20 protein-coding genes and 1 pseudogene are annotated in these 26,940 nt (G+C 46.6%); 8 read left to right on the top strand and 13 right to left on the bottom strand.

Annotated elements, in window-relative coordinates; translation table 11 throughout:
• Nucleotides 1–9: 9 nt before the first annotated feature.
• Both QUA90_RS06500 and QUA90_RS06495 read right to left on the bottom strand, forming a co-directional pair.
• A complete protein-coding gene (locus QUA90_RS06500; RefSeq protein WP_333080458.1) occupies nt 10–1,035 on the bottom strand; it encodes a long-chain acyl-[acyl-carrier-protein] reductase in 1,026 nt (341 codons plus the stop codon).
• A 152-nt stretch (nt 1,036–1,187) separates the two neighbouring features.
• The gene (locus QUA90_RS06495; protein ID WP_333204074.1) at nt 1,188–1,880 is read right to left on the bottom strand and encodes an aldehyde oxygenase (deformylating); all 693 of its coding nucleotides are present in this window, start codon (nt 1,878–1,880) and stop codon (nt 1,188–1,190) included.
• 70 nt (nt 1,881–1,950) lie between these two features.
• On the opposite strand from QUA90_RS06495, the gene QUA90_RS06490 reads away from it, so the two are divergent.
• The 3 genes from QUA90_RS06490 (at nt 1,951) to QUA90_RS06480 (ending at nt 3,683) form a co-directional block, all read left to right on the top strand.
• Nucleotides 1,951–2,142 (top strand): hypothetical protein, encoded by a 192-nt coding sequence (locus QUA90_RS06490; protein ID WP_333444476.1) that lies wholly within the window; start codon nt 1,951–1,953, stop codon nt 2,140–2,142.
• Between the two features lie 231 nt (nt 2,143–2,373).
• Complete coding sequence (locus QUA90_RS06485; RefSeq protein ID WP_333444474.1) at nt 2,374–3,192, top strand: carbohydrate ABC transporter permease; 819 nt, start codon at nt 2,374–2,376, stop codon at nt 3,190–3,192.
• Between the two features lie 134 nt (nt 3,193–3,326).
• On the top strand, nt 3,327–3,683 hold the full coding sequence (locus QUA90_RS06480) for a transporter suffix domain-containing protein (protein WP_333385420.1): 357 nt from the start codon (nt 3,327–3,329) through the stop codon (nt 3,681–3,683).
• A gap of 60 nt (nt 3,684–3,743) precedes the next feature.
• Here the strand turns inward: QUA90_RS06480 and QUA90_RS06475 are convergent, their stop codons facing one another.
• Complete coding sequence (locus QUA90_RS06475; protein WP_333129130.1) at nt 3,744–4,772, bottom strand: hypothetical protein; 1,029 nt, start codon at nt 4,770–4,772, stop codon at nt 3,744–3,746.
• A gap of 350 nt (nt 4,773–5,122) precedes the next feature.
• On the opposite strand from QUA90_RS06475, the pseudogene QUA90_RS06470 reads away from it, so the two are divergent.
• The 3 genes and pseudogenes from QUA90_RS06470 to QUA90_RS06460 form a co-directional block, all read left to right on the top strand.
• Nucleotides 5,123–5,243: pseudogene (locus tag QUA90_RS06470) on the top strand (DUF433 domain-containing protein); the annotation flags it as partial.
• A 210-nt stretch (nt 5,244–5,453) separates the two neighbouring features.
• A complete protein-coding gene (locus QUA90_RS06465) occupies nt 5,454–7,121 on the top strand; it encodes a pentapeptide repeat-containing protein (RefSeq protein ID WP_333444471.1) in 1,668 nt (555 codons plus the stop codon).
• A 21-nt stretch (nt 7,122–7,142) separates the two neighbouring features.
• Complete coding sequence (locus tag QUA90_RS06460) at nt 7,143–7,799, top strand: hypothetical protein (RefSeq protein ID WP_333444468.1); 657 nt, start codon at nt 7,143–7,145, stop codon at nt 7,797–7,799.
• A 98-nt stretch (nt 7,800–7,897) separates the two neighbouring features.
• Here QUA90_RS06460 and QUA90_RS06455 read toward each other — a convergent pair whose 3' ends face one another.
• From QUA90_RS06455 to treZ, 10 genes are all read right to left on the bottom strand, one after another.
• Nucleotides 7,898–8,170, bottom strand: a complete 273-nt coding sequence (locus QUA90_RS06455; RefSeq protein WP_333444466.1) for a hypothetical protein — start codon at nt 8,168–8,170, stop codon at nt 7,898–7,900.
• Nucleotides 8,171–8,261: 91 nt separating this feature from the next.
• On the bottom strand, nt 8,262–8,390 hold the full coding sequence (locus QUA90_RS06450; RefSeq protein ID WP_333324317.1) for a hypothetical protein: 129 nt from the start codon (nt 8,388–8,390) through the stop codon (nt 8,262–8,264).
• A 197-nt stretch (nt 8,391–8,587) separates the two neighbouring features.
• Entirely contained in the window at nt 8,588–11,791 is a 3,204-nt protein-coding gene (locus tag QUA90_RS06445) for an efflux RND transporter permease subunit (RefSeq protein WP_333444464.1), read from the bottom strand.
• Between the two features lie 187 nt (nt 11,792–11,978).
• A complete protein-coding gene (locus tag QUA90_RS06440; protein ID WP_333444462.1) occupies nt 11,979–13,844 on the bottom strand; it encodes an efflux RND transporter periplasmic adaptor subunit in 1,866 nt (621 codons plus the stop codon).
• A 265-nt stretch (nt 13,845–14,109) separates the two neighbouring features.
• Nucleotides 14,110–14,718 carry a PadR family transcriptional regulator gene (locus tag QUA90_RS06435; protein ID WP_333444460.1) on the bottom strand — a complete coding sequence of 203 codons (609 nt, stop codon included), beginning with the start codon at nt 14,716–14,718 and terminating at the stop codon, nt 14,110–14,112.
• A gap of 609 nt (nt 14,719–15,327) precedes the next feature.
• Nucleotides 15,328–15,840, bottom strand: coding sequence for a DUF4112 domain-containing protein (locus tag QUA90_RS06430; RefSeq protein ID WP_333324309.1), 513 nt, complete (start codon nt 15,838–15,840; stop codon nt 15,328–15,330).
• A 197-nt stretch (nt 15,841–16,037) separates the two neighbouring features.
• Nucleotides 16,038–17,945, bottom strand: coding sequence for a molecular chaperone DnaK (gene dnaK, locus QUA90_RS06425; RefSeq protein ID WP_333390160.1), 1,908 nt, complete (start codon nt 17,943–17,945; stop codon nt 16,038–16,040).
• A 220-nt stretch (nt 17,946–18,165) separates the two neighbouring features.
• On the bottom strand, nt 18,166–18,360 hold the full coding sequence (locus QUA90_RS06420) for a hypothetical protein (RefSeq protein ID WP_333444459.1): 195 nt from the start codon (nt 18,358–18,360) through the stop codon (nt 18,166–18,168).
• A 249-nt stretch (nt 18,361–18,609) separates the two neighbouring features.
• Nucleotides 18,610–21,405 carry a malto-oligosyltrehalose synthase gene (gene treY / locus QUA90_RS06415; RefSeq protein WP_333444457.1) on the bottom strand — a complete coding sequence of 932 codons (2,796 nt, stop codon included), beginning with the start codon at nt 21,403–21,405 and terminating at the stop codon, nt 18,610–18,612.
• Nucleotides 21,406–21,579: 174 nt separating this feature from the next.
• The gene (gene treZ, locus QUA90_RS06410) at nt 21,580–23,403 is read right to left on the bottom strand and encodes a malto-oligosyltrehalose trehalohydrolase (protein WP_333444455.1); all 1,824 of its coding nucleotides are present in this window, start codon (nt 23,401–23,403) and stop codon (nt 21,580–21,582) included.
• 316 nt (nt 23,404–23,719) lie between these two features.
• Between treZ and QUA90_RS06405 the strand changes: the two genes are divergently transcribed.
• Together QUA90_RS06405 and QUA90_RS06400 are read left to right on the top strand one after the other, a co-directional pair.
• Complete coding sequence (locus QUA90_RS06405) at nt 23,720–25,780, top strand: amylo-alpha-1,6-glucosidase (protein ID WP_333444586.1); 2,061 nt, start codon at nt 23,720–23,722, stop codon at nt 25,778–25,780.
• Between the two features lie 35 nt (nt 25,781–25,815).
• Entirely contained in the window at nt 25,816–26,856 is a 1,041-nt protein-coding gene (locus tag QUA90_RS06400) for a glucokinase (protein WP_333324302.1), read from the top strand.
• The last annotated feature ends 84 nt before the right edge of the window (nt 26,857–26,940 follow it).

Genomic DNA, 26,940 nt, shown 5'->3' with positions numbered 1-26,940 from the left:
CAAATCACATCAAACTGACATTAATAAAGGTCTGAAACCGTGCTTGACAGAAATATGACCGATTTGCTCCATCTTCTCCACTGTAATTTGATTCCGTCCCCAAGAAAAATTGGTATACATTTTTTCAAATTCCAGCAGCATTGATTCAGCAAAACAGGCAAACAACTGTCGACCCGGCACATCCATATTGACAATCTTCATAATTTTCCACTCAATATCGAGGGAATGCTCCACAATGCCGCCATTGAGTACGTAAATTTCTGGATGCTGAACCTGAGTTGCCAGATTTTTCGGATAGCCACCGTCAATCAATAAACAGGGTTGCTTCAATGTCTTAGGGTCAATTTCTACTCCCTTGGGCATACTGGCTACCCAGACTACAATATCCGCTTGGGGGAGGGCTTCTTCCAAGTCCATAATTTTGCCTCGCCCCAATTCCGATTGCAAATCTTGCAATCGTTCTTTGTCGCGGGCAATCAGCAACAATTCTGCTACATTTGTTTTAACATTGAGCCAGCGACACACCGCACTGCCAATATCCCCCGTAGCACCGCAAACCGCTACAGTAGCTTTTGAAAGTTCAATCCCCAATTTAGGGGCTGCTTCTTCTACTTGGCGGCAGAGGATGTAAGCCGTGTGAGTGTTACCAGTGGTGAAGCGTTCAAACTCCAACTTGAGATTGCGAATTTGCTTAATTTGCTGCAAGTTGAAAGTCTCAAAAATGATCGAAGAAAAGCCGCCTAAAGCAGTGATGTTAATCCCGTTTTTTTGAGCGTGTGCCATCGCATTAAGGATTTTGCGAGTGGCTGCTTTAATCCGGCGAGTGGCTAGCATTTCTGGCAGAAAACAGGACTCCACATAGCGGCCTTCTATTTTTTGTCCAGTGATGCTTGTTACCGTGATCTGATCAACTATTTGGGGCGGTGCGCTGCACCAAAAATCGAGACCTTGATCGGCATATTCTGGATAGCCCAGCTCGTTAGCTACTGATTGGGCGTGTTCTAAGCTGGTTAAGTGACCGATTAGACCAAACATTAAGTTGTCAAATGAAGGAAGATTGAAGATTGAAGATGGGAAGATGGGAAGATGGGAAGATGGGAAGATTAAAAATGTATATTTTAAAATGAGGTATCCCATTTTTAATTTTTAATTTTTAATTTTTTTCCCATTCCTTATTTCCGAATTAACTAGGCTGCGAGACCTTGTGCTGACATCCGCATGATATCGCGGTTGTTAAAGCCTATGTTGCCTAGGGCTTCGCCGTAGGCAATCATAAAGTCTTCGATTAAAGCGTCTTTTTCCATTCCCAAAACGCGAGCATCGTCTGCGACCGAGTTTAGCAGTCTCCAGATGATGGGCAGGTTTTGGCGGTTGGCGGCTTCGAGTTCGGCTTTGGATTCCTCAAAGTGAGCTTGCAGCCAGACTTCCCCAAAGTTGAGGTGGGTGTATTCTTCTTTGACGACGCCTTCGGTGATTTTGCGAGCAAAGTCATCGGCGACGGGGATGTAGATGTTGTAAGCTGCGATCGCAAAACACTCGATAATTAGCGATTGAATCAACAAGCAAGTTACAATCTGACCTTGGGCCGCGGCCGTCTGGAAGTTTTTGTGCAATTCCGAAAAGAACTGCTTGGCAAATGCCATGTCCGGCGTGACTTTAAGATTCCGGCCACAAGCTTGGAAGCCTTTCATGTGGCGGTTCTCCATCTTGGACAAGCCAACTAACTCTGCTTTTTTGTCAGCCAACAGTTCGGCCAGTGTCAGGTAATTGTCGTGAGCTTCTTGTTCGCCTTCAATCACAATGGCGTTGATGCGGCTGTAAGCATCTTTGTAAGTTTCGGTTTGAAAGTCAATTGTTGGGCTGGCCTCAAGCTGGGGCATAGATATGTAGTCTCCTCATATAAGCTTGTGGGATGTTTGGAAACCCCTTTTAAATTGGGGGTGAGTGACAGTGCACTTTACCTTTTTTGAACGCACCCCATCTAAATCAGAGATTATAGCTGAGGGTTCTTTCGACAAAGAACTTTTCTTTGACGTTCCGGGAAAAACTGGCGTCCTCAGCGTGTTTGGCGGAGTTTTGCCGTCGAACACTCCAGAAAGACTATCGCTAGAATGCTATCTCTTTACTAATTACTTGAATTAGTCGTTAGTCGATCTTTTGCCCGGAAATAGATGATAGAAATACGGTCTATGTCTCCACCTTTCAGGGTTTTACAGTACCAACTCTATCTATAACATTATATCCTAATCACAACTTCCTCCCTAGGTACTCCTTCTTTCCTTCTACGACTATTATGTTGTTGTATGGGAATCGGGGATGCGATCGGGTTGGAGAACCTCACAGGCTTATTATTTTAGGTTAATTCACAAATTTATGGGTAAATCCTTTGACAGGTCTCAAGCGCTGGAACTGCTGAGTTTTATTTTGTTGCTGGCGGGTGCTGCGCTGGTGCTGCTGCCACTGGCTGCTGTATTTTTGGTTTCCTTATCACCATCGGGTGTCGGTGTCAAGGCCACAGGCCTGACTTTTGCGAACTATCAGGAGGCTTGGCGACGGGGCAATTTTTTGTTGGCATTCCTTAATTCTACTCTAGTGGCGATCGCTGTGACGGGTTTTCAGGTTGTGACTTCTGCTTTGGCCGGTTATGCTTTGGCCAGGCTGAAGTTTCGGGGGCGACAGGCCCTAGTTTTGGGGGTTTTGGCGACACTGGTAATTCCATTTCAGCTTTTGGTGATTCCCATTTTCTTGGTTTTGAAGTGGGGCCATCTGCTGAATACTTACGGGGCGCTGATTTTGCCTACGGCGGCTAACGGTTTTGGGATTTTTCTGCTGCGCCAGTATTTTATGACTATTCCGGTGGAGTTGGAGGAGGCGGCAATGCTGGATGGGGCTAACCGCTGGCAGGTTTTGTGGCAGGTGATGTTACCTTTGGCCCGCCCTGCTTTGGTGACGCTGTTTTTGTTTACGTTTATCGGGGAGTGGAACGATTTGTTTAAGCCGCTGGTGTTTACGACGCGGCCGGAGTTGCGGACTGTGCAGTTGGTTTTGGCCGAATTTCAGGAACAGTTTACTAGCAGTTGGCAGTTGTTGATGGCGGCGGTGGTAATTGGAACAGTGCCTGTGGTATTGCTGTTTTTGGCCGGTCAACGGCAGTTTATTCGGGGGATTGCGGCGACGGGGATTAAGAATTGAGTTTGAGATGCTTCGCAATTATGTTTGTAGTCATAGGTTGAACCATTCTCAAGAACAGGCAAGATGCTTGTTCCACAAATACTAAATGTTCTTGTGGAACAGGCCGGAAAGCCTGTTGCTGACATTGGTGCAAGATGGGAGTTTGTAGTCACTCGGCGATTGAAATCGCTACTATACAAACGAAGTCCACTTTAAGTGGACTAATAGATAAAGGGCATATCAAAGCTGTATTATGTGAATCTATGCGAAAGCTCGGTTTGTTCTTATTTATCGTATCTTTTCTACCGTGGTTAGCCGTCTTGTTTGTGGTGCCCTTCCTGCCGCTGGACATTACCCAAAAAGCAACTTTATCTGTCGTTCTGGCTGTTGGGGCCGAGGTTTGTTTTTGGATTAGCGTAGTGCTGTTGGGGAAAGAAGTAGTTACCAAATATCGGCGTTATTTGCATCCCCGATATCTTTGGAAAAAAATCAGAAATTTCAACCGCAGATAAACAGGGTTCGACGCCGATAATGAGCCTGGAGATTGGCGTTTATCTGCGGTCAAGGTTGAGCTATTCGCTGAAAATTTGCAAGCGAATAGAGCGTTCTCCGTCTCCAAAATCCACTTCAATCTTTTCTCCCGAAAGACTGTCTAAGCATCCCAAAAGCAACCGCAAATTGGGTGTGCTTGCTCCTGTATCCACATACAATCTATCTGCCAAACTGCCTAAACGCTTCCAAATTGTGTAGAGTTTGACTACTGTTTGTTCTAGCTGTGCGGCTTGTTTTACAACGTCGGCGGTGGTTCCCAAACAGCCTACTCGCAAAGATTCTTCTAAGGCCATTTCCATGTCTAAGTGAGACTGATTGAGAGCTTGCACTTGGGCGGCGGCGTCGAGATATTTTGATAAGTTCTTGGCGTCGGATGTTAGCTGTTTGACAGTATCTACGTCGGGATTTTCTGCTACTTCTTTTTGAATTTCGCTTTGGTGAGATGGGGAGAGTTTCTCCATTTCTTTGACTAAAGGAGCGAGGTAGCGGGAAGGTAGAGAACCGGTTGATGCTTTTTCTTTGACTTCTTCTGGCAATAAATCTGAGTTCATTGCCATCCATTCGTCGGATAGTTGTTTGACTTCGCGGCGGGTGATGCGATCGCCACTTGCTGCGGCATCTGTTACCATTTGCTGCACTTCGGGAGATGCTTTGGCGGTTTCTACAAAGGCTCTTTTGCTGAAGTTTCTAATGGAATTTGGGTCTAAATCTCCTTGCTGGATCAGAGTATCGGCACTATTAGCTAATTCTATCAAAGAATAGGCTTGACTTTTGCCAATTTCTCTTTCTTTGAGCCAGTTCAAAAACCCTGTGCCGCGTCCTTCGCCGCCTTTTTTTTCTCTGTCTCTAACTGTTCGGAGAATGCGTCCCCGCCAAATGTCGGTTTGCAAGTCGAAGCGATCGCACACTTTCCAGGCATTGTCAACCTGATTTTCAAAATCAAACTCTGGTATTTGTTCGTCTTCGGGGTCTGGCAATTGGAAATTGATATCGGTAAAGCCGTTGAGGGCTTCTGCAAGTTCTGCGGGATTTAGGGGGACTTCAGCCATTAGGAAAAAATTGTGTAGTGCAACAGCCGGTTTAATTGGGAACTTGCACGGGTTGACAGTTGAGACGCTATATGTAGCGGTAAGGTAGGCAAGATTTACCTACTAATAGAGCTTTTGTGCAAGTCATATCATTATTGCACGATGGGGTGCGATCGGGCGAAAAGATACCCAAAAAGACTCCGGGCACGCCCCGGATGGGACTTGAGGAGAGTGGTGGCTGTGGGGGGATTGAGTTAAAGTGAATTAGGAAATTAAAGGAACTAATAAAATGCTGGAAACTACCAAAAGTTACGAGCGCTCTATCCCTTTGTTAGCCTAGAATTGAGAAAATAAGCTAAAGGGAAAATGTCATGTCAGAACAAGACATTGCTAAGATTATTACGATCGAACCTGGTAAGCGAGGCGGTAAACCTTGTATTCGAGGTCTGAGAATTAGGGTTTATGACGTGTTGGAATATCTCGATAATGGAATTAGTTAGGTACAAATTATAAATACTTTTTCGGATATAATGCAACATGATATTTGAGATTATTTGATTTTTTATTAAATAGTTATCCTATTATGTTTCGGTAATCGCTAATAATGATTGTATACTAAGAGCGTAAGGATCGCGAGCTAGAAGCTTGCACTGTAGTCGTCATTAATTGACCGGACATAATATTATATCCCTGCGTGAAATCATGCCCAAAGACTTCTCCGGTAAAAATCTCCGAGGCCACAATTTCAAAGGTCAAAACCTCACAGGTGCAAAATTCATCGGTGCAGACATCCGAGGCGCAAACTTCACCAATGCCCTCCTCAGAGAAGCTGACTTCACCCGTGCCAAAGCCGGACTGCAACGCCGCTGGACAATTTTTCTAGTAACTATCTCGCTATTTCTATCGGCAATATCGGGATTGATGTCAGCTCGTGCTACTTTGTGGATAGCAGATTTTTTCACTCCAGATATGATCAAACAGTACACCATTCATCCCGGTGTAATTGTCTTGATAGTTTTGGCCATCTTCTTTATAGCTACTATCCGCCAAGGTCTAGGGGCAGTAGCAGTGGCAGTGGCAGGGGCAGGGGCAGTGGCAGTGGTAGTGACAGCGGCAGGTGCAGGGGCATGGGCAGCGCAAGGTGCAGTGGCAGTGGCAGGGACAGTGCAAGCGGCAGGGGCAGCGGCAGTGGCAGTGGCAGCAGCAGGGGCGGTGACAGGGGTAGGGGCAGGGGCAGCGGCAGTGGCAGTGGCAGGGGCAGCGGCAGTGGCAGTGGCAGTGGCAGTGGCAGGGGCAGCGGCAGGGGCAGCGGCAGGGGCAGCGGCAGTGGCAGTGGCAGTGGCAGTGGCAGTGGCAGCGACAGGACTAGGTATTTACGTTGCTTGGCGTGCCCTGGTTGGAGATGAGAAACACGCCTTGATTCGCATGATCGCCATTGCCTTTGCCACTACGGGTGGCACTAGCTTTCGCAATGCCGATTTAGCTGATGCCAATTTCACTGAGGCAACTCTCAAAAGTACAGATTTTAGAACAGCCAATCTCACTCGCACTTGCTTCCACAAAACAGAAAAGCTCGATCGCTCGCGAGTCGGTAATTCGATATTAGCTGATACCCGCATCCGAGAATTACTCATCACCGGCAATGGCTACAAAAAATCCTATGTTGGTGCGAATCTCCAAAGAGCAAACCTGACAGGCGTTAATCTCAGCTATGCTAATCTCAAGCAGGCTAACCTCAAAGAAGCAACTTTGCATCAAGCTAATTTGGAATTCGCAAACCTCACTGAAACTCAAGCCCTGGCAACAGATTTTACAGCAGCTAGTTTTACAGGTGCTTGTTTGGAAGCTTGGAATATTGACGGTAATACAAAGCTCGATCGCGTTGACTGTCGGTTTTTTTATCTTCTAGAATATCCCCAACCGGGAACTGGCGATCGCGAACGCCGCCCTTACCACATCAGTAAATGTTTTGAACCGGGGGATTTCGAGAAACTCTATAAAAAAATTATGACAACCGTGCAAATTCTGCTCAAAGATGGGCTTAACCCAGAAGCTTTTACCGCCGCTTTTCAGAAGTTAATGCAAGAATTTCCAGACATTACACCGGAGTCAATTCAAGGATTTGAGAAGAAAGAAAACGATGTTTTACTGACTCTCAAGGTTCCCGAAGGAACGGATAAGGATACATTTGAGAAAATTTGGGACGAAGTTTATCAAGCAAGGCTAGAAGCTCAAAGGCAAGCCGAGCAATTAAAATATAAAGATGAGGAAATAGCCTTCTATCGCCAGGAAATAGATTACATGAAAGAAATAGTGGAGATTTTAGCTCAACAACCACAGTCGATTAATATTATTCAGGAGGATGAGTAAGCATAAACTCTTAGCCCAACCATGCAAAGTGACGAAAGTCTTGCTCTAATTAGACAGAAATATGAGAAACATATTAAATATTTAAAAGCCAAGCACGAATCTGAAGTGCAAGCTAAAGATAAAGAGATAGAATTTTACCGTCAGCAAATTTTAGATCAGCGTCAGCAAATTTTAGAGCACATTAAACTTGCAAAAATGTTGGCTAAGCAATTGAAGAAGCAACGTTCTGATGTTATTATTACTAATGAAGTTAATTCTACATCAGAGAGTAAAGCTATGACTGACAGCAGCAGCAAAAACATCAAGGTTGGGGGAGATGTTACTGGGTCAACATTGAATATAGGCGAGATCAGCGGTATAGTTACCAACACGATTAACCAGCTACCAGCCTCTACTCAAAGTGACAAGCCGGGAATCAAAGAATTGTTGACTGAGTTACAAGCCGCAATCGGGGCGGAAACTAATTTATCTGATGATGATAAAGCTGAAGCATTGGAACAGGTAAAAACTTTGGCAGAAGTAGGGAAAAATCCCCAAGAAAGCACAATGCAAAAGGCGGGGAAAACGGCAATGAAAATTTTGAAAGGGACTATTGCTGGTTTACCTAGTGCGGCGACGTTGGTAGAAGCTTGCAGTAAATTGTTGCCTGCGATCGCAAGTCTCTTACTTTTACCCTGAAATCCATTATCAACGCCCAGTAAGTAATTGTATTTTTAGGGCGGGCGAGACGCCCACCCCACGAAGATTCTTCGCTTCAATCAAAATGACAGCGCAGCTTACCGTCCAGATTTTCTCGGCGGTGTATCATCAGTCGATCGCTTCCGACGGATCAGCACGCTCATCACCTGCTTCGGATTAGCTGCACGTTGTACGGGGCTCCAATCGCCGACTTCGGCAAATCCCAGCCGGTACAAAGTGAGTATGGTTTCCCGGACACCTTTGGGCGAACCGACAACCGTTAACAGCACCACTTCCTGTTCGCATACTGCTGCTGAGTCGTCATTTGGGCGATCGGACTTGTTGTCGTCAGGTAAGAATTCCTGTGACATAATATGTTCTCCTGGTTTTGGGTTTTCTAGGAAAACCCAAAAACCCAGCCGCCCCGCATTTCAACACATAGCAGGGCGGCTACAGAGGATGTTAAGATACTCCGTTAGCCTCCAGACTGCTCGTACCAGTTTGGCGGTTAGCTGTCCATTGCTGTTCGTAGCAGCTTTGGGCAGTGCAACTAGATTTTTGGGCGACGCGGGCTGCCTCCTCTACAAGCAAGCAACCTCTCACTTCAAAGCGTAGCCGCAGATGGGGGCCGCCGTCAATCGATTTTGGATTTTGGATTTTGGATTTTCGATTGAAGAATTGAGCCCCGGACTAATCTGGGGGTTTTGGGGGTTTTGATGCAGGATTGGCAGCTTTTGGGCGATCGCACCAATTCAACTCACAAAACGATAGTATTTGCCACTTACCAACTAAAACGGCGATACTTTATCGCGTTCAATCTCCTCGTGGGGAGCCGTTTTCCCGTTCAAAACTGTACCATCATCGGGCGGATTTTGCGGGCGATCGCGCTTCTTAAAGCGATCGCGAGCCGAGACAACCACCACATACAGAACCGGGACTATAAACAAACTCAAGACAGTAGAAACAACCATCCCCCCGGCGATCGCATTCCCTAGCGATCGGCGACTAGCTGCACCCGCACCTTCTGGGTTAACCAGAGGAGCAATACCCAAAATGAAAGCCAGGGAAGTCATCAAAATCGGTCGTAAACGCTCTTGAGAAGCCTCAACTGCCGCCTTAGCAATTGAATATCCCTGCTCCCGTAACTGGTTCGCAAACTCCACAATTAAAATCGCATTTTTACTCGACAATCCAATCAACATCACCAAACCAATCTGGCAATAAACATCATTCGCCAAACCCCGCAACGACTGAGCTAAAAGCGCACCTAAAATCGCCAGAGGCACCGATAGCAAAATAATGAAAGGATCGACATAATTTTCGTACTGAGCAGCCAACACCAAAAACACAAAAATTAGCCCCAAACCAAAAATAATTGGTGCTTGACCCCCCGACTCAATTTCTTCTAAAGAACTCCCCGACCATTCATAGCCAAAACCAGAGGGCAAAACTTGAGCCGACACCTTTTCCATCGATTTTAGCGCCTGTCCAGAACTCGCTCCCGGAGCAGGAGAGCCAGTAATTTCAATTGACCTATACAAATTGTAGTGGTTAACAGTTTGTGCTCCCACCACCGGAGTAATCTTCACCAAATTGCTCAAAGAAACCATTTCATTCTTTCCAGAACGCACATACAATTTCCCAATATCTTCAGGGTTATCGCGAAACTGTTTATCCGCCTGAACATACACCCGATAATTGCGCTGCTGGAGGTTAAAATCGTTCACATACTGAGCACCCAGAGCCGTTTGTAACGTACTGAAAACATCATTAATGGGAATATCTAGAGCCTTAGCTCGATTGCGGTCAACTTCCACAATTAACTGAGGCGTATTCGCAGCAAACGTACTAAATACCGCTTGCAATCCCGGTGTCTGATTTGCCTGCTTTAAAATCCCGCCCATAGTCTGGACTAAGCCATCTAAACCGCTGTTACCTTTGCGGTCTTGCAATTGAAATTGGAAACCCCCAAATTGACCTAAACCTTGAATAGCCGGCGGATTCACAGGGAAAATTCTCGCTTCGGGAATCGCGAAAAACTTACCCCGCAACTTACCAATAATCGCTTGTACAGTTTGATCTTCTCCGTGACGTTCGTCCCAGGCTTTAAGTGTAGTAAATATAATGCCTTGATTGGAAGTGCTACCGCTAAAACCAAATCCCCCCACTGAAAAAGTCCCTACAACTTCAGGAAGTTTGAGGATTTCTTGTTCTACTTGATCCATTACTTTCTGAGTGTATTGCAGCGAAACACCTTGGGGCCCTTGAATAATTGTCATAAAATAGCCCTGGTCTTCTTCCGGGATAAATGCTGTGGGTACTGATAAATAAAGCCAAGCAGTTACTCCCAGAGAACCGATGAACACGAGGGTGACAATAGTCTTAATTCCTGTGAGAAATATTAAGGATTTTCGATATTGCCGCTGTACCCAATCGAGAACTCCATTAAAACGGTCAAAAACCCAACCTAGGGGGCCCCCAAACTTCGGCCCTCGACGCAGTAATATAGCTGAAAGTGAGGGCGTGAGAGTAATAGCAATAAAGGTAGAAAGCAATACTGAAAAAGCAATTGTCAGCGCAAATTGTTTATAAAGCGCTCCTGTTGTTCCGGGAAAAAATGCCACGGGCACGAACACTGCCATCAACACTAAAGAAGTCGCAATTACAGCGCTAAAAAGCTCCCGCATTGACTCAAAAGCCGCTTCGCGAGCATTCATCCCTTGGCGGATCAGGCGGTCAATATTTTCTACTACAATGATAGCGTCATCAACCACTAATCCCGTCGCTAATGTCAGACCAAACAGAGATAAACTGTTAATCGTAAATCCGAAAACTTTGATAAAGGCAAACGTCCCAATCAAAGAAATTGGAATTGTGATGATAGGAATAATAGTTGTGCGCCAGTCTTGCAGGAAAACAAAAATCACTATCACCACTAGCAAGACAGATTCAAATAATGTCTTGACTACTTCTGCCATCGACTCTTCTACAAACAAAGTCGTGTCCAGCGCTACTCTATGTATCAACCCCGGAGGGAAAGCAACAGCTAGTTTTTCCATTTCTGTTTTGACGGCATGGGCAACATTCAAAGCATTACTTCCAGGCAGTTGGTAAATCCCTAAACCTACTGCATCATTGCCTCGAAATCGCAGAAATGAGCTGTAATTCTCTGCCCCTAGTTCTGCTCTACCCACATCTTTTAATTTAACTAACGTTCCATTTGTCTCTGTTTTGAGGACGATTTCTTCAAATTCTGCTGGTTCTTTGAGGCGACTTTCAGCACGCAAGTCAATTTGATACATTTGTCCCTGCGGAGCAGGTTCTTGACCAACTCTCCCAGCACCAACTTGCAAGTTTTGTTCGTTGAGAGCCCTCGTTATATCTTGCATTGTGAGACGGCGAGCGGCTAGTTTATTGGGGTCTATCCATAAACGCATTGCATAGCGTCTTTCCCCAAAAATTCGCACGTCACCAACCCCTTTTACTCGCTTTAAAGCATCTGCTAAATATAGGTCAGCGTAGTTGCTTAAAAATATGGTGTCGTATTCTTTATTTTCTGTAAATAAACCGATCGCTAATAGGAGACTTGTAGATTGTTTGGTAACTCTAACTCCTGTGCGTTGTACGGCATCTGGTAGTTGTGGCTGAGCAACTGCAACTCGATTTTGAACATCGACGCCGGCAATGTCTTTGTTGCGCGATGAATCAAAGGTAGCTGTAATGGTGCTAGTGCCATCGTTACTACTACTGGAAGTTAGATATTTGAGCCCTTCAACGCCGTTGATTTGCCTTTCTAGGATGTTCGTAACTGCATTTTCGACAATTTCAGCACTCGCCCCGCTGTAGTTAGCTGTGACGTTAATTTGGGTAGGGCTGATGTCGGGGAAGCGCTCGATAGGTATGCTGGGGATGCTGATTGCGCCTACCAAGATAATAATTAAGGCGCAGACGCTAGCAAAGACGGGTCGTTTAATAAAGAAATCTGCAAACATTATTTGGGTAATGGGTAGTTGTTAGTTGATAATTCGTAATTTCTAATTCCTAATTAGACTTACGTCAAAAATTAAAATTTCCCCTTTTTTAATAGCTGAGCAATCAAGTAGTTTCACATAAAGTACGTAGTTGCGCTTTAGCGCTCTTAAGAAGTGAATCAAGAGCGCTAAAGCGCAACAACATACCTTATTTTTTGCTCCCTACTGGTAATTTTTCCCCAGCTTTTTTCCCTTCCTCTTGAGCCATAATCGGAACACCGTCTGTCAGGTTAAGGATGCCTGCGGTAACAATTTTTTCCCCGGCTTTCAAACCTTCGATAACTTGATAATTATTCCCCTCAATGGCTCCCAATTTCACGGATTTTTGCCGCGCTACTAAAGGTGGCATTCCAGGTTTTGCCTGTTCCGGCTTTTGAGCTGTGAAGACAAATGTTTCCCCACCTAAGCGAGTGACTGCTGTGACTGGAACTAAAATTCCGGGGTTCTGTTTCCAGATGACTTTAGCTTTTACAAACTGGAGATTAAGCAGTTCGCCGGTGGGGTTGGGAAAGGTGGCTTTAGCTAAAATTGTTTGGGAATTGGCGCTGACGTTGGGGGAGATAAAACTGATTTGACCTTGGGCGATCGCCTTACCTTGAGCGTCGAGCATTTGTACTGGCAACCCTAAGCGTAATTGAGGCATCCGTTCCAAAGGAATTGATAACCGCAAGTCTAGCAATTGGTTCTCTGTCAGGGTGGCAATGGCGTTGCCTTTTTGCAAGTAATCACCTACTTTCACTGGTATGTCGCCGATGACTCCCGCGAAGGGCGCGATGACAGCAGTTTCTTGTAGTTGTACTTCAAAGCCACGCACTTGAGCGGCGGCCTCGGCAACTTGCGCTTCAGCTTGATCGAGCTGTTCTTGGCGAGTGCCGTTGGCTAACTGCGCTAATCTGCTCTTGGCTTGTGCGACTTCTGCTTCGGCTTTGGCTATTTCCTCTGGGCGCGAACCGTTTTGCAGTTGCCGCAAAGCTTGCCGCTGTTGTTGCAAGGCGGCTGTCCGGCGCTCGATCTCGGCTTGTCTGTTCTTTTGTCGCTGCTCAAACCGCCTTTGAGCTTCTCTGAGGTTGGCTTTGGCGCTGCCTTCTTTTTGGGTGTATTGCTCAAGGGTGTTGGCGGATTCTGCACCTTCTTTTGCCAATGCCTGATATCTGGCAAGCTGCTGGCTGGCTAACTTTGCTTCGGCTGTGCTTGCTTCTATTTGCGCTCTGGCTTGAGCGATGTCTTCTAAGAGGCTACCTGTTTGGGCGTCGGCGAGGTCGGCTTCAGCTTGGGAAACGCGGGCTTGGGCTTGACCAATTTCTTCTGGCCGAGAGCCCGATCGCAGTTGGGCGAGGTTGGCTTGGGCTTGGGCGACTTGGGCTTGAGCTTGGGCTATTTCTTCGGGCCTGGCTCCTGCTTGCAATTCGGCTAAATGGGATTGAGCGCGGATCAGGTTGGCTTGGGATTGCCTCAAGTCAGCTTGGGCGCTCTCGCTTTTCATGCGGGCGATGGGTTGCCCTTGGTTGATGAAGTCCCCGGATTTGACAAAAATCTCCGTGACTAGCCCTTCTACTTCGGGTTTGATTTCTACCGAACGCTTGGCTTCTAAGCTGCTGACAAATTCCGAGGAATCTTGGACTGAGCTGGTTTGTACGGCTGCGAGCTTGACTGGTATGCCTGGGGGTTGGGCTGCTGCTGCCTGTTGCTGTGGGCGATTCTGACCCGATTGCCACGAGTACCAGCCGAAACCTGCTGCGCCTGTGGCGATCGCGATCGCGGCAATTAGGGGCCAGCGCGATCGTTGTTTAGCAGCAGGTTCGGGGCGATCGACAACGGTTGCAGAATCCTGCAGTTGATCGCTGTCTGCATCGGTTGGGTGCTGTTCGGGTTTAGCAACAGGTTCGGGGCGATCGGCAACGGCTGCCAAATCCTGCGGTCGATCACTGTCGGCATCGGTTGGGTGCAGTTCCGGTGTGGGAGATTTTTGCTTTTCAGCTTCAACGACGGATTCTGGGGATTTAGAATAACTCATTGGCAGCACCACTTAGATTTTTTTTAACTTCTGACTGAGACTTGGGCGAAATCTTTGATTTTCCGGCGTTCCTCTCAAACATGGGGGAATAAGGACAAGGGATTTTAAACAGGATGGAATCGGGAAAGTCTCTTTTTAATGGGGTTGGGGTATGTGCAGGGCTTTAGTCCCATCGCAGTTAGCCAAGCCAGGGAGTGCTTCTTTTTAGGAAAGCTTCTTGTTATTTCTCAAAAGTTACGATGGCAGGCAAGATTGCACATCATTCTTATGACTCACCTGAGTGGGTGAGTTGGAAGGATTTTCCCTTGGAGTCGGCGGATTCAGCCGATGTGAGGGAGTCACGAACTCTGGCGATCGCACTTTTTTCCTTGGCTAGCTGCTCGGTTAACCACTCTATCTCTGACGCCAGCACTGACTTGCAGCGATCGCGAGAGGCAAATTGATAGTCGTCGGTTAGTGGATATTCGCTCTTGAGGCTTTCGATGTAGTCTTGCCGGGTGTAACAGGCTCGCAAGCGGTGTTCCAATAGCTTCAGCCGTTCTGCTGGTTCTAAGTCGCCAAAAAAGAAAAACTTGATTTGGAACCGGGAACCACTGTTAACCCAGCTTTCTTGAGGGTGTTCGAGCATTTTTTGCCGCCAGAGTTCGCGCCCTTGGGCGGTAATTCCGTAGATTTTGCGCGGACAACCTGCATCTCCGGCTTCTTCGGCAATTACCGAAATCTCCCCTCGCTCTTCCAAGCGCTTCAACAGCGGGTAAATCGCTCCGTAGTTGACGCTGATGCAACTGCTCATAAACAGCTCCAGTTTTTGCTTTAAGCGATAGCCGTGCAGGGGTTGCAACTGTAGCAGCCCAAGGGCTGATAATTCAAGCATTTATATCAATTTGATATTATAGTCTGGATTATATCACTATATCGGACTCAAGGGCGAGCGGGTCAATAGCTAGTTTCCAAGAAAATCGAGATTTAAATACACATTTAATAAGTTTTGTCAATACCATTAAGATATACTTTTCAGAACCCAGAGTGAATTTTCTTGTGGAACAGGCATCTGGCCTGTTCTTGAGAATGGTGCAAGATCTCAGATTTCTGCCACATATCTCTTCTTGGCAAGAGAATCAGAACTTTTATTGGTAGGAGTTGGTTGAATTTTTCAACCCTGACACACTTTAGTATTTATTGAAGATTGATTGCAGCCACTGTTTTTTTTGTAGCTAATACTCGTATTATTTTTCTCAAGTATTGCAGTAAAAAAAGTGTTGGGTTTGTTTCCACTCGCCCTGTTTGTAATGTACGGATCTGTGAGATTTTAGCTCTTTGTTGAGGCATAAAAAAAAGCAACGCACCATACGGGTCGTTAAAGCCAGATGTTTTTCCATGCCCGTAATCATCCTCAAGGATGATTTTTTAGGAAAACTTTCCCCGATTATCTGCTATTAATATGACACAAAGAGAGTGATTTATCTTGCTCATCAAACCCCAATTAACGCCCTGTAATTACTTGAAAGAGCCATCCAAAAAGCATCACACTCAAGAAAATCACGCCTCCGACAATTAATATCAAACCCAACAGCAACGCCGCCACAAATAGCCAATCGGCTTTTTTGCCTTGTTCAGGGGAACCTAAATGAGCATCCAGCAATTCTATATTTTTGACATTAGCTTTCCAAGCAACATCCACCAAATCTCCGGCTACCGGTACAGTACCAGCCACTGTATCAAATACGATATTAGCTGCCATTTTTACTAAGGTCTCTTGAGGCACTCCCATTTGAGCGGATTTGAAGACAACATATCCTGCAAAAATTGAACTGATTACATCGCCGCCGCCCGGTATCAGTCCCAATATCGGATCGAGTCCGATGCGGTACTTTGTGCCGGGAATCGGAATTGCATTGTCTAGTAAATGGCTGATCCGGCGCAGTCGGCGCAAGGATGCTACATGAGATGGGCTGGGGTTATTTGGGGAGGAATTTTGTATAGGAGAACGTGACATTTAATGGCTCTCGATTGCGATATTACTGCTAGTTTATGATATTTATTGAAGCATATTCAATTTTTTTCACTATGCCTCAAGCAGATTTTTACTGATTTTGGGCGATCGCCTTTTGTTTGTTTTTGAATGCACAGAAACCCGGTTTCTGTTCAAAACCGGGTTTCTTGCTTCTAGCTGGGGGCTTTTAATTTAGCCTGTTATTTGTTGCCTTCAGTGAAGTCGGCGTCAATCACGTCGTCGCCGCCGCCTGTCGGGCCACCGTCTCCGTAGCCGCCGGGGCCACCAGGGCCGTCAGTTGGGCCGCCTGCTTGCTGGTACAGGTTGCTGCTGACAGCGTAGAATGCTTGCTGCAACTCTGTTGTTAGGGTTTTGATGCGATCGTCATCTTCGCTCTCGATCGCGGATCGCAAGTCTTTAAGCAACCCTTCAATCTTAGTTTTGTCATCAGCGGGAACTTTATCGCCCAATTCTGCTAACTGCTTCTCGATTTGATAGGCTTGAGAATCAGCTTGGTTTTTGCGATCGATCCTTTCGCGACGTTCCTTGTCAGCAGCCGCATTCGCCTCGGCTTCCTTGACCATTTTCTCGACTTCATTGCTGGGCAAAGTAGAAGCACCAGTAATGCTAATCGATTGCTCCTTGCCAGTACCTTTATCCTTAGCAGCTACATTCAAAATACCGTTAGCATCGATATCGAAAGTAACTTCAATTTGAGGTACGCCACGGGGGGCTGGAGGAACTCCATCTAAGCGGAAGGTTCCCAAATCCTTGTTATCATTCGCCATTTCCCGTTCGCCTTGCAAAACGTGAATTTCCACGTTTGTTTGGCCGTCTACAGCAGTCGAGAAAGTTTCCGACTTCTTGGTAGGAATAGTGGTGTTGCGGGGAATGATTTTGGTCATCACGCCACCCAAGGTTTCGACGCCGAGAGACAGCGGAGTAACGTCGAGCAACAGGATGTCTTTGACTTCGCCGGAAAGTACGCCGGCTTGAATTGCTGCACCGACTGCGACCACTTCGTCCGGGTTTACCGTTTGGTTGGGGTCTTTGCCAAGGAGTTTTTTAACCAGTTCTTGCACCGCAGGAATGCGCGTAGAACCACCAACTAAGACGACTTCATTAATTGCAGATTTGTCTAATTTGGCGTCGCGGATCGCATTTTCTACGGGGATGCGGGAGCGATCGATCAAATCCGAGCACAGTTCTTCAAACTTGCCCCGCGTCAAAGTCGTGTCCAAGTGTTTTGGCCCGTCTTGAGTCGCGGTAATAAACGGCAGGTTGATTTCTGCTTGGGTAACGCTTGAAAGCTCAATCTTGGCTTTTTCTGCTGCTTCCGTCAGGCGTTGCAGTGCTTGTTTGTCTTTGCGAAGGTCAATGCCTTCGGCTCTTTGGAATTCATTAGCGATGAAATCAACAATTTTTTTATCGAAATCGTCACCGCCGAGGTGAGTGTCTCCAGAAGTTGCTAGCACTTCAAATACGCCGTCGCCTACTTCGAGAATAGATACGTCGAAAGTACCGCCACCTAAGTCAAATACGAGGATGGTTTCGTTGCTCTTTTTATCTAACCCGTAAGCTAAAGCTGCTGCTGTAGGTTCGTTAATAATCCGCAGCACTTCTATACCGGCAATTTTTCCCGCGTCTTTCGTAGCTTGGCGCTGGGAGTCGTTAAAGTAAGCGGGAACAGTAATTACCGCTTGGGTAACAGTTTCGCCAAGGTATTTGCTGGCGTCTTCTACGAGTTTGCGGAGAACTTGTGCAGAAATTTCTTCTGGGGCAAATTGCTTGCCGCGGGCGGGACAGTCTAGTTTGAGGCTGTTGCCGACTTTGAGAACTTTGTAGGAAACTTCAGTGGTTTCGTGGGTTACTTCATCAACCCGACGCCCGATAAACCGTTTTACTGAGTAAAAGGTGTTTTCGGCGTTCATCACGGCTTGACGCTTGGCGATTTGTCCGACAAGTTGATCCCCATTTTTAGCATACGCTACTACAGAAGGTGTGGTGCGACCCCCTTCGGCGTTGGCTATGACGGTGGGTTTGCCGCCTTCCATAACTGCGACGCAGGAGTTTGTCGTACCTAAGTCAATTCCAACTACTTTTCCCATAGGGGTGTTCCGGCTCCAATCTCTACAAAATTTTGGTTTTCTATCTGTGTGATAGTCTGGTTATTCAGGACTGCGATTTCACCTGTGGGGGGTGTACGGATAGTGAGTCCTGCTTTAATACAGTCTTAGATAGGTGCTTATCTCTATACTGCGGGTGGTTAGACCAGGCGATGAAGGCGTGTTTACCGAACCTTTTGGGGGACGGTTGCATTCATGAGGTTTACACCGCTACAGTTGTTGACTGCTTTTCTTTACTCTTCCTAATGTACGGTGTGCGATCGATTCGGGTATTGTGGCAAACCGTATACGTTGTGTTGTATTTGCCGTCTTTGTTGTATAAATTTTGTTTGGTTGGTAGGGGCGATCCGTTTTTTGGCTTCAAATCAGGTTTAATATCATTTCCGGTTACACTCATACATGATGTTGACGGTTGACGGTTGACAGTGGACAGTGAACAGTCAACAGTGAACAGCGAACTTGAATTTACTATTCCGATGCTAACGGATTTGATATAACATCAATTCTAAAAAGGGATAGGGCAATGCCGTGTCCCTAGCCGTTTACTTCCAGGCTGTGCCGGGGAAGGAATATTTTATTGAGGGAGAGCCTCAAGTCCGCCTCCTGGGAATCTCGGAAAATTAGTGAATTTTCCAGCTTTTCATTGCTATTTTTTACCGATCAGCAGAGCTGCCGGAAAGTAACTGAGAGCGTCACCAATTGCCAACGTACCGTTACTTTCTACCGCCTGATTTGTAATTGCATCTTTCCAAACCGACGGCATTTGCTCGGATAATTTCAAATTAGTATCTTTCCAGACTTGTTTGCCGATCGGCATTTCTTCCGGTTTGACAATTCCCGTCAAAAACCGGGGAGCAATGACAATAACTGTAGTCTCTCCAAAGCTTCTGGCAAAGGCAACAACATTATCTTTAAACGTGCCAACTGCTTCCAGGGGCAGATAATCGCCAGATTGAAAAACTTGCAAGTATTTTTTTCTCGCTTCTAGCGCTCTTGCCGTCAAAAACAACTTAATTCTCGCGTCTTCTCGCGTCGCAATCAAATCTTCAACCAGTTGCAAAATATCCGTCTGAGCTTGCTCTTTAATTTCCCCCAAAACCTCGATTCTGCGCTCAAAATCCACGGGACGGCGGTTATCCGGATCGACGTGGCTTAAATCCCAGAATTCCGTCCCTTGATAAATGTCGGGAACGCCCGGGGACGTGATTTTCAGCAGCGTTTGAGATAAAGAATTGAAAATTCCGTAATTAGCTACTTTTTTACAGAAAGGTGTAAATTTGTTGAGAAACTGATTTTGTTCCGAAGGTTCGAGAACGGTATCGACAAAGGTCATAAAACCAGCTTCGTAATCGTTATCCGGTCTCAGCCAAGCCGTATAAACTTTTGCTTCGCGGACAGCTTTAATCACATAATCTTTCAGGCGATCGACATAATCAGTGTTTTCAATTCCCTCAAAGGGAAAACTGCCGAGCAGAGTTTGGTACAGGAAGTATTCGTCATTAGTATCTGGAACCATTCGATTCGCAAAGTTGACTTTCTTAGAAGAGTTTACCTCTCTCCAAGACCTGACTTGCTGTTCCCATTCATCGGGAATTTCTGACAAAACGTTTATTCTGGCTCGCACATCTTCGCCGCGTTTGGTATCGTGGGTAGCTGTAGCATTCATTTTGTGCGGCCAAGCGACTTGCTGTTGTTTGTTGAACTCGTGAAAATCTCCCAGCGACACGCCGAACTGACTGGGATTTCCTCCCACTTCGTTGAGGGATAAAAGCCGATAGTAGACGTATAAAAGCGTGTCTTCAACGCCTTTTGCCATTAATGGGCCCGTCAACTGCTGGAGTTTCATTACAAAGTGCCGACGCTGCTCTTTTTGTTCTGGTGTTAGAGTTTCTTCTTCTTCCAGTAACAGCACCGTTTCGATAAATTTAAGTTCCTTGAGGAGTCTGGGTGCTTGTTGTTTGGCATGGGCGATCGCATATTTGACGTAAGTGCGATCGGACTCTCTCAAACCGTCTTGATTGATGTAAGTTCGGTAGACTGGAAAAATTGTCAAAACAGCCGCCAATGCTTTTTCCAAACCGGGACGAGTAAAGTCATTTCCCTGTCTCGACTGACCGGAGATATTCTTCAAAAGTTGAGCTAGATTGTCTACATCTCCCGCCAAGTTTTTCTCAACAATCAGTCCTTTTTTATCTAAAAATAACTGTTCATAGGGAACATTCAAGCGAGTAAATCTCTGATATATTTCGCTAAATTGCTGTTCGCGATCGCACCGACAAAAAACGCCGTTTACGTAATTCAAAAAGTCGTAGCCGCTCGTTCCCTCAATCGGCCAATATGACGGCAAATCTTCTTCGTGTTCCAGAATTTTTTCAACAGTAATGTAAGTATCTCCGACTTTCTCCCGGAGCCGTTTCAAATATTCTGTGGGGTCGTAAAGTCCGTCGATGTGGTCGATTCTCAATCCGGTAAACTTTCCCTCATCAACCATGTCGAATATCAGAGCATGGTTTTTGTGAAAAACTTTAATCTCTTCAACTTTTACCGAAATAAGCTCGTTGACCGTAAAAAACCTTCGGTAGTTAATTTCTTCTGCCCCCACTTTCCAGAAAGACAGACGGTAAAACTGCTCGGAAAGCAAATCGTCTAGCAGATTAAAGCTTTCGGCATTCCCCTTTTCTCCGTTAAAAACTTTGATATTTTCATCAATGAATTCCTGTACAAGGGGATTTTGGTTGTAGAGTTCCCACAGCAGCCCTTTGACAAAAGCTATCTGATCGTATCGGGTTTTACCTTTAGTTTCTGAAGGTGTATTTTTAATCAAATAAAGAATTCCTAAAAACTTGATAAAATCTGGATGGCGTCTGCCTAATTCCCTGGCTAAATGCCCCAAATTATGACTGATAAATTTAGCATAAGATTCAATTCTTACTGGCAATTGTAAGCTATAATAATTGATAGTCAGCCCGATTTCGCTGTATTTGAGTTGAATCTCGCCATTTTCCAAACACTCTCCATAAAAATTGCCCAGCAGCGGAGCCAGCACTCGACCTCTGAGATGTTCGTAAGCATGATTCCATTCAATATCAAAGTAATCAAAATAGTCGGAATCTGGCCCGTGTTCCAATACGTCTAACAGCAGCAAATTTTGAGTGTCGTAAGCCATGTGGTTCGGAACAATATCTTGCAGCCATCCCATGTTCCGTTTCTTAATTTCGTATGTGAGGGCTTCAAAATTTTCTGATGTTCCCAAATCGGGATTGAGCTGATTTGAGTCAACGACATCGTATCCGTGAGAGCTGCCTTTTCTGGCTTTAAATATTGGTGAAGCGTAAAGGTCGGTAATTCCTAAATCTTCCAGATAGCTAAGGATTTGTTTGGCGGCTTCAAAGTTAAAACCTCCATGAAATTGAATCCGATAAGTTGTTGTGGGAATTCTCATTATGTTAATTTTACTCCTGGTTTTTTAGGGTTTTCTCTTTTAATATATGAGGCAGAGCCTCCTCGACTGCATTCCCCGGCAGAGGCTAAGAACGAGATAGGTTCGGCCTCCTGTTGCTTGTTCCTAGGCTCTGCCGGGGAACGCCTGTATTTGAGGCTCTGCCTCCCGTGTTAATTACTCTAATTCATAGAGTGCAAAACTATGCGGTTTAATGGTCAATTTTTGCTCTGAAGTTATTTTTTCAGGCAAGCTAGAACCTGAACCCATCCATTTTTCATCAGCAGAGTCTAAAATTTTGTGACCGTTGCCTTGGGGCAGTGCAGCCGTAAAAGCAACATCTTGCGTGTTGAAGTTTAGAATGCAGAATATCTGGCTGTCATCTGTCCAGCGACGTAGAAATAAGATTTTTTCCGCTTCAATGCTGGACACTTCTAGACTGTTTTTGTCGAGTTTTTTAAGCGCTGGTATTGTCCGCCGCAGTTGAATCAAATGTTGGTGCCATTCCCAAAGGATTTTGTGTTTGCCTTCGGTTTGTTTTTCCCAGTTTAACTTACACTTCTCGAAAGTCTCAGGACTCTGGGGGTCGTGAAACTCGCCTCGGCCTTCAAAAATTTTAAATTCTTGTTGTTTGTCTTTGCGGATAGCTTCAATTAAGTTTTCGTCCGAGTGGGAAACGAAGTAAAAAAACGGTGCTTCTTCTCCGTATTCTTCTCCCATAAAAAAGAAGGGAATGTAGGGAGAAATTAAGACTGTGCCGGCTGCAAGTTTCAACCCTTCAAAGTCAACTATGTTGGATAGTCTGTCTCCCAAAATGCGGTTGCCAATTTGGTCGTGGGTTTGGGAAAACACCAGAAATTTATGACCCGGTTCATCCTTAACAGAATTGCCGTGTCTCCGCTTTCTGTGGGGGGCGTACTGGCCGGAGTAAACAAAGCTTTCTTTGAAGGCTTTTTCTAAGTGTTCGCACTTGCCGTAATCTTGGTAGTATCGGTCGTCTTCTCCGGTGAGCAAGGCGTGCAGTGCGTGGTGGAAATCATCGCACCATTGGGCGTCTAATCCGAAGCCACCGAGTTCTTTAGGACGTATTGTGCGGACATCATTCAAGTCACTTTCGGCTATTAAGTAAAGTTGCCGTCCTAGTTCTTGCGAAATATCGGCTGTGGCATCGGATAGTTCTTGTAAAAAAGGTCTTGCACCTACTTCAAATATTGCTTGAATGGCATCTAATCTCAGGGCATCGATGTGATAGTCTCGAAACCAGTAGAGGGCGTTTTCAATAAAGTAGTTACGCACGCCGTCGCTGTAGGCGTCGTCGAAGTTGAGGGGGTCTCCCCAAATTGAGCCGTATTTGGATGTAAAGTAGGGGCCGAATTGACTGAGGTAGTTGCCTTCGGGGCCGAGGTGGTTGTAAACTACATCGAGAATTACTGAAATGCCGTGTTCGTGGCAGGCGTTGACGAGTGTTTTGAAGCCTTCCGGGCCGCCGTAGGAGTTTTGAACTGCGTAGGGATATACGCCGTCATATCCCCAGTTTCGCTCGCCCGGAAATTGGGCTACTGGCATGATTTCGATGGCGTTGATTCCCAATTCTTTAAGTTGTTTTAGCTGGGGAATTATTGCTTCAAATGTTCCGGCTTGGGTGAAGGTGCCGACGTGCAGTTCGTAGATAATCATTTCGGCTAGCGGCACGCCTTGCCAATTTGTATCAGTCCAAGTAAAGATACTTTCATCTATTACTTGGGACGGAGCGTGTACGCCTTGGGGTTGATATTTTGAGGCTGGGTCTGGTCGGTCGGTTTTTCCTTCGATTTGATAAGTGTAAAGGGTTCCTGGTTCGATGTCTGTAGCTGTGGTTTGCCAATAACCTTCTGCGGATTGTTGCAGGGGTATCAGGCGTTTTTTTGGGGAAACAATTTGGACGGCGATTTGTTTGAGGGTGGGCGCCCAAACGGTAAATTCACATTGGTTATTGCCGAGGTAATTTGCTCCTATCTTCACTTTGAGCTGTTCTCCTTATAAAATAGGTTGGTAGTTCGATCGCCCGACGCGCTATCAAATGCTTGCCCTTAACGTTCAGCGCCTGTTTAGACGGTAATATTACTTAATATAACAAACAACTAACTTTAGACAGAGGCATCAAAAGCTCAAATCGTGTAACGGGCAAAAGTAGCAGTTAGTTATGTCTAAATTAGAGCATGAATCCGCACGGGGGCGATCGCCAAATTAACGGTCTGAAATCGTTAATATTTCTGGTTGATATCATGTCGAAAATCTACCTAAAGATAGGTCAAAAATCAGCGCGAGTGTGGATTTTATGGTTATGGCTTTTGGACGGGAAATCTGCTGCAATCTTGACTCGGCGGAGTCTCGCGAGTGGTTGGTCACAAACGGGATCGGCGGTTACGCTAGCGGGACGATCGCAAATCTCCTCACCCGCCGCTATCACGGCTTGCTGATAGCCGCCCTCAAACCCCCGCTGGGACGCACTTTGATGCTCGCCAAGCTGGACGAGACGGCTGTGTATCACGATCGCGCATATCCGCTTTATACAAACCGCTGGGCCGACGCGACGATGGAACCCCACGGCTACAAATACATTGAAAGCTTTCACCTAGAAGGCACGACGCCTGTTTGGAGGTTTGCTTTCGCCGACGCTATCCTGGAAAAGCGGATTTGGATGCAGCAAGGTGCTAACACAACATATATTCAATACCGCTTGCACCGCGCCTCACAACCGATCGCCCTCGCTGTCAAAGCCCTGATCAACTATCGCGACTACCACCACACGACGAGCGTCGGCGACTGGCAGATGAACCTACAAACCTTGGAACGCGGGGTTTGCGTAACTGCATTTCCCAAGTCTGCACCCCTGTACCTGCTGACAGATGCCGAACCAGAGGCGAAATTTCGAGTTTCTACGCCTTTATACAATTGGCATTACGGATTTGACCTAGCAGCCGAAAAGCGGCGCGGATTGGACTACTGCGAGGATCACTTGCACGCGGCGACTTTTCACATGACGATCGCACCGGGAAGTTCTCTCACATTGATCGCGAGCACTGAGAAAAATACCGAACTCAACGGCGGTACAGCTTTAGAAGAGCGCCGCACTTATGACCAACAACTGCTGCAAAACTGGTCAAAACTGAGCGAATCTCCCGACTGGATCAATCACTTAGTGCTCGCCGCCGACCAATTTATCGTCAGCCGCCCGCTACCGGAGGAATCTCAAGGCAAAACGATCATCGCCGGATATCCCTGGTTCAGCGACTGGGGGCGCGATACGACGATCGCCCTACCCGGTCTCACAATCTGTACCGGGCGATGGGAAATTGCGCGCTCGATTTTGCGGACATTTGCGCGGTATGTCGATCGGGGAATGCTGCCGAACCGCTTCCCGGATGCGGGCGGCGCACCGGAATACAACACCGCAGACGCCACGCTGTGGTACTTTGAGGCAATTCGCGCTTATATTGATGCCACGGGGGACGACGAACTTTTGAGCGAACTCTGGCCTACTTTATGTGAGATTGTTGATTGGCACATACAGGGAACTCGGTATAATATCCGCGTCGATCCCGATGACGGTTTAATCTACGCGGGCGAAATCGGCGTGCAACTGACTTGGATGGACGCGAAAATCGGGGATTGGGTGGTGACGCCTCGGATTGGTAAGCCGATCGAACTCAGCGCGCTTTGGTACAATGCTATACAAGCTATGGCAAGTTTTGCTCGAAAACTGGGCAAGCCTCACAATGAATACCAGCAATTGGGCGATCGAACAGCCGCCGGATTTCCTCGCTTCTGGAACGCCTCAACCGGTTACTGTTACGACGTTCTCGACGGTTTAGACGGACACGATGCCTCGCTGCGGCCCAACCAAATATTCGCCGTATCCTTGCCCCTAGACTCGATTCCTCCTCACTCCGCCAACTCCTTGTCAGCGGGGATGCGCCAGGAAACCCGCTATACACCGTTACTGACGCCCATCCAGCAGCGTGGCGTGGTGGACGCCTGCGCTCAACAGCTTCTAACTTCTGTCGGCCTCCGCAGCCTCTCGCCGCAGCACCCGCAATATCGCGGCACATACGGAGGCGACCAATTGCAGCGCGACAGCGCCTACCACCAGGGCACAGTTTGGGGCTGGCTGATTGGCCCCTTTGTCTTAGCGCACTTACACGTATACAAAGATCCAGCACAAGCGAGCGAATTCCTCGAACCGATGGCACATCATATAAGGGGCGGCGGAGTTGGCAGTCTGGGCGAAATTTTTGAGGGCGATGCCCCTCACTCGCCGCGAGGCTGCACGGCTCAAGCTTGGACTGTGGCTGAGGTGCTGCGGGCTTGGTTGGCAATTAATACTGTGGGTGTTTAAATGGGGAATGTTATCTTTGGTGGAAAAAGAGATTTATGGCATTATTATTAGCGGGCGATATTGGCGGAACTAAGACAATTTTGCGGTTAGTGGAAAGGACTGTTAACGGTGAAATGAACGCTCTTTACGAGTTTCGATATCCGAGCGGGGAGTTTCCCGATTTAGTGCCGATGGTGCAGCAGTTTTTGACGGAAGCTGCTACGAAATTGGATTTTGCGCCATTGCCTGAAAAAGCTTGTTTTGCGATCGCAGGCCCGGTGGTTAACAACACTGCAAAACTGACTAATTTGCCTTGGAGGCTAGATGCGAAGCGTCTGGAACAAGAATTAGGAATATCCCGCGTCACTTTAATTAATGATTTTGTTGCGGTTGGCTACGGGGTGTGGGGTTTGGATGCTAAAGATTTGCACATTTTGCAAGTCGGAAAACCCCGCCAACACGATCCAATTGCTGTTATTGGTGCGGGGACTGGTTTGGGAAATTGTTTTGCCGTTCCCGATGCAAATGGCATCAAGGTTTTTTCTTCGGAAGGGGGACACGGTGACTTTGCTCCTCGTTCGGAGTTGGAGTTTGAATTGCTGAAATATTTGTTAGCAAAACACGACATTCAAAGAATATCGATCGAGCGTGTAGTTTCGGGACAAGGGATTGTTTCAATTTACCAGTTTTTGCGGGACAGAAAGTTTGCTCCTGAATCGCCGGAGGTAGGGGAAGTTATCAAAAAATGGGAGTCAGAAATAGGGAAAACTGAAAAAACTGTCGATCCGGGGGCGACAATTGCACAGGCGGCACTCAAAAAGTGCGATCGGCTTTCGGAACAAACTATGCAAATGTTTGTAGAAGCTTACGGTGCAGTGGCGGGAAATCTGGCTGTGACACTGTTACCTTACGGCGGTTTGTACGTAGCTGGCGGCATCGCTGCTAAGATTTTGCCGCTGATTCTAGAAGGGGGTTTTATGCGAGCGTTTACGCACAAAGGCCGGATGGATTCGCTGTTAGAAATGATGCCAGTTCGATTGGTTTTGAATCCCAATGTAGGGTTAATTGGTGCGGCTGTTTGTGCGGCCGGTCTTTAGTTAATAATTGTAGGGTGCGTCAGCTTTAAGCTTATAAATCTTTGAAAAAATAATGCTCTGCTGACGCACCCTACTTAGCTATAG

The organism is Microcoleus sp. D3_18_C4, assembly GCF_036702355.1.
GTDB lineage: Bacteria > Cyanobacteriota > Cyanobacteriia > Cyanobacteriales > Microcoleaceae > Microcoleus.
The sequence above is the reverse complement of the archived record's forward strand: the minus strand, read 5'-3'. Positions and strand labels throughout refer to the sequence as shown.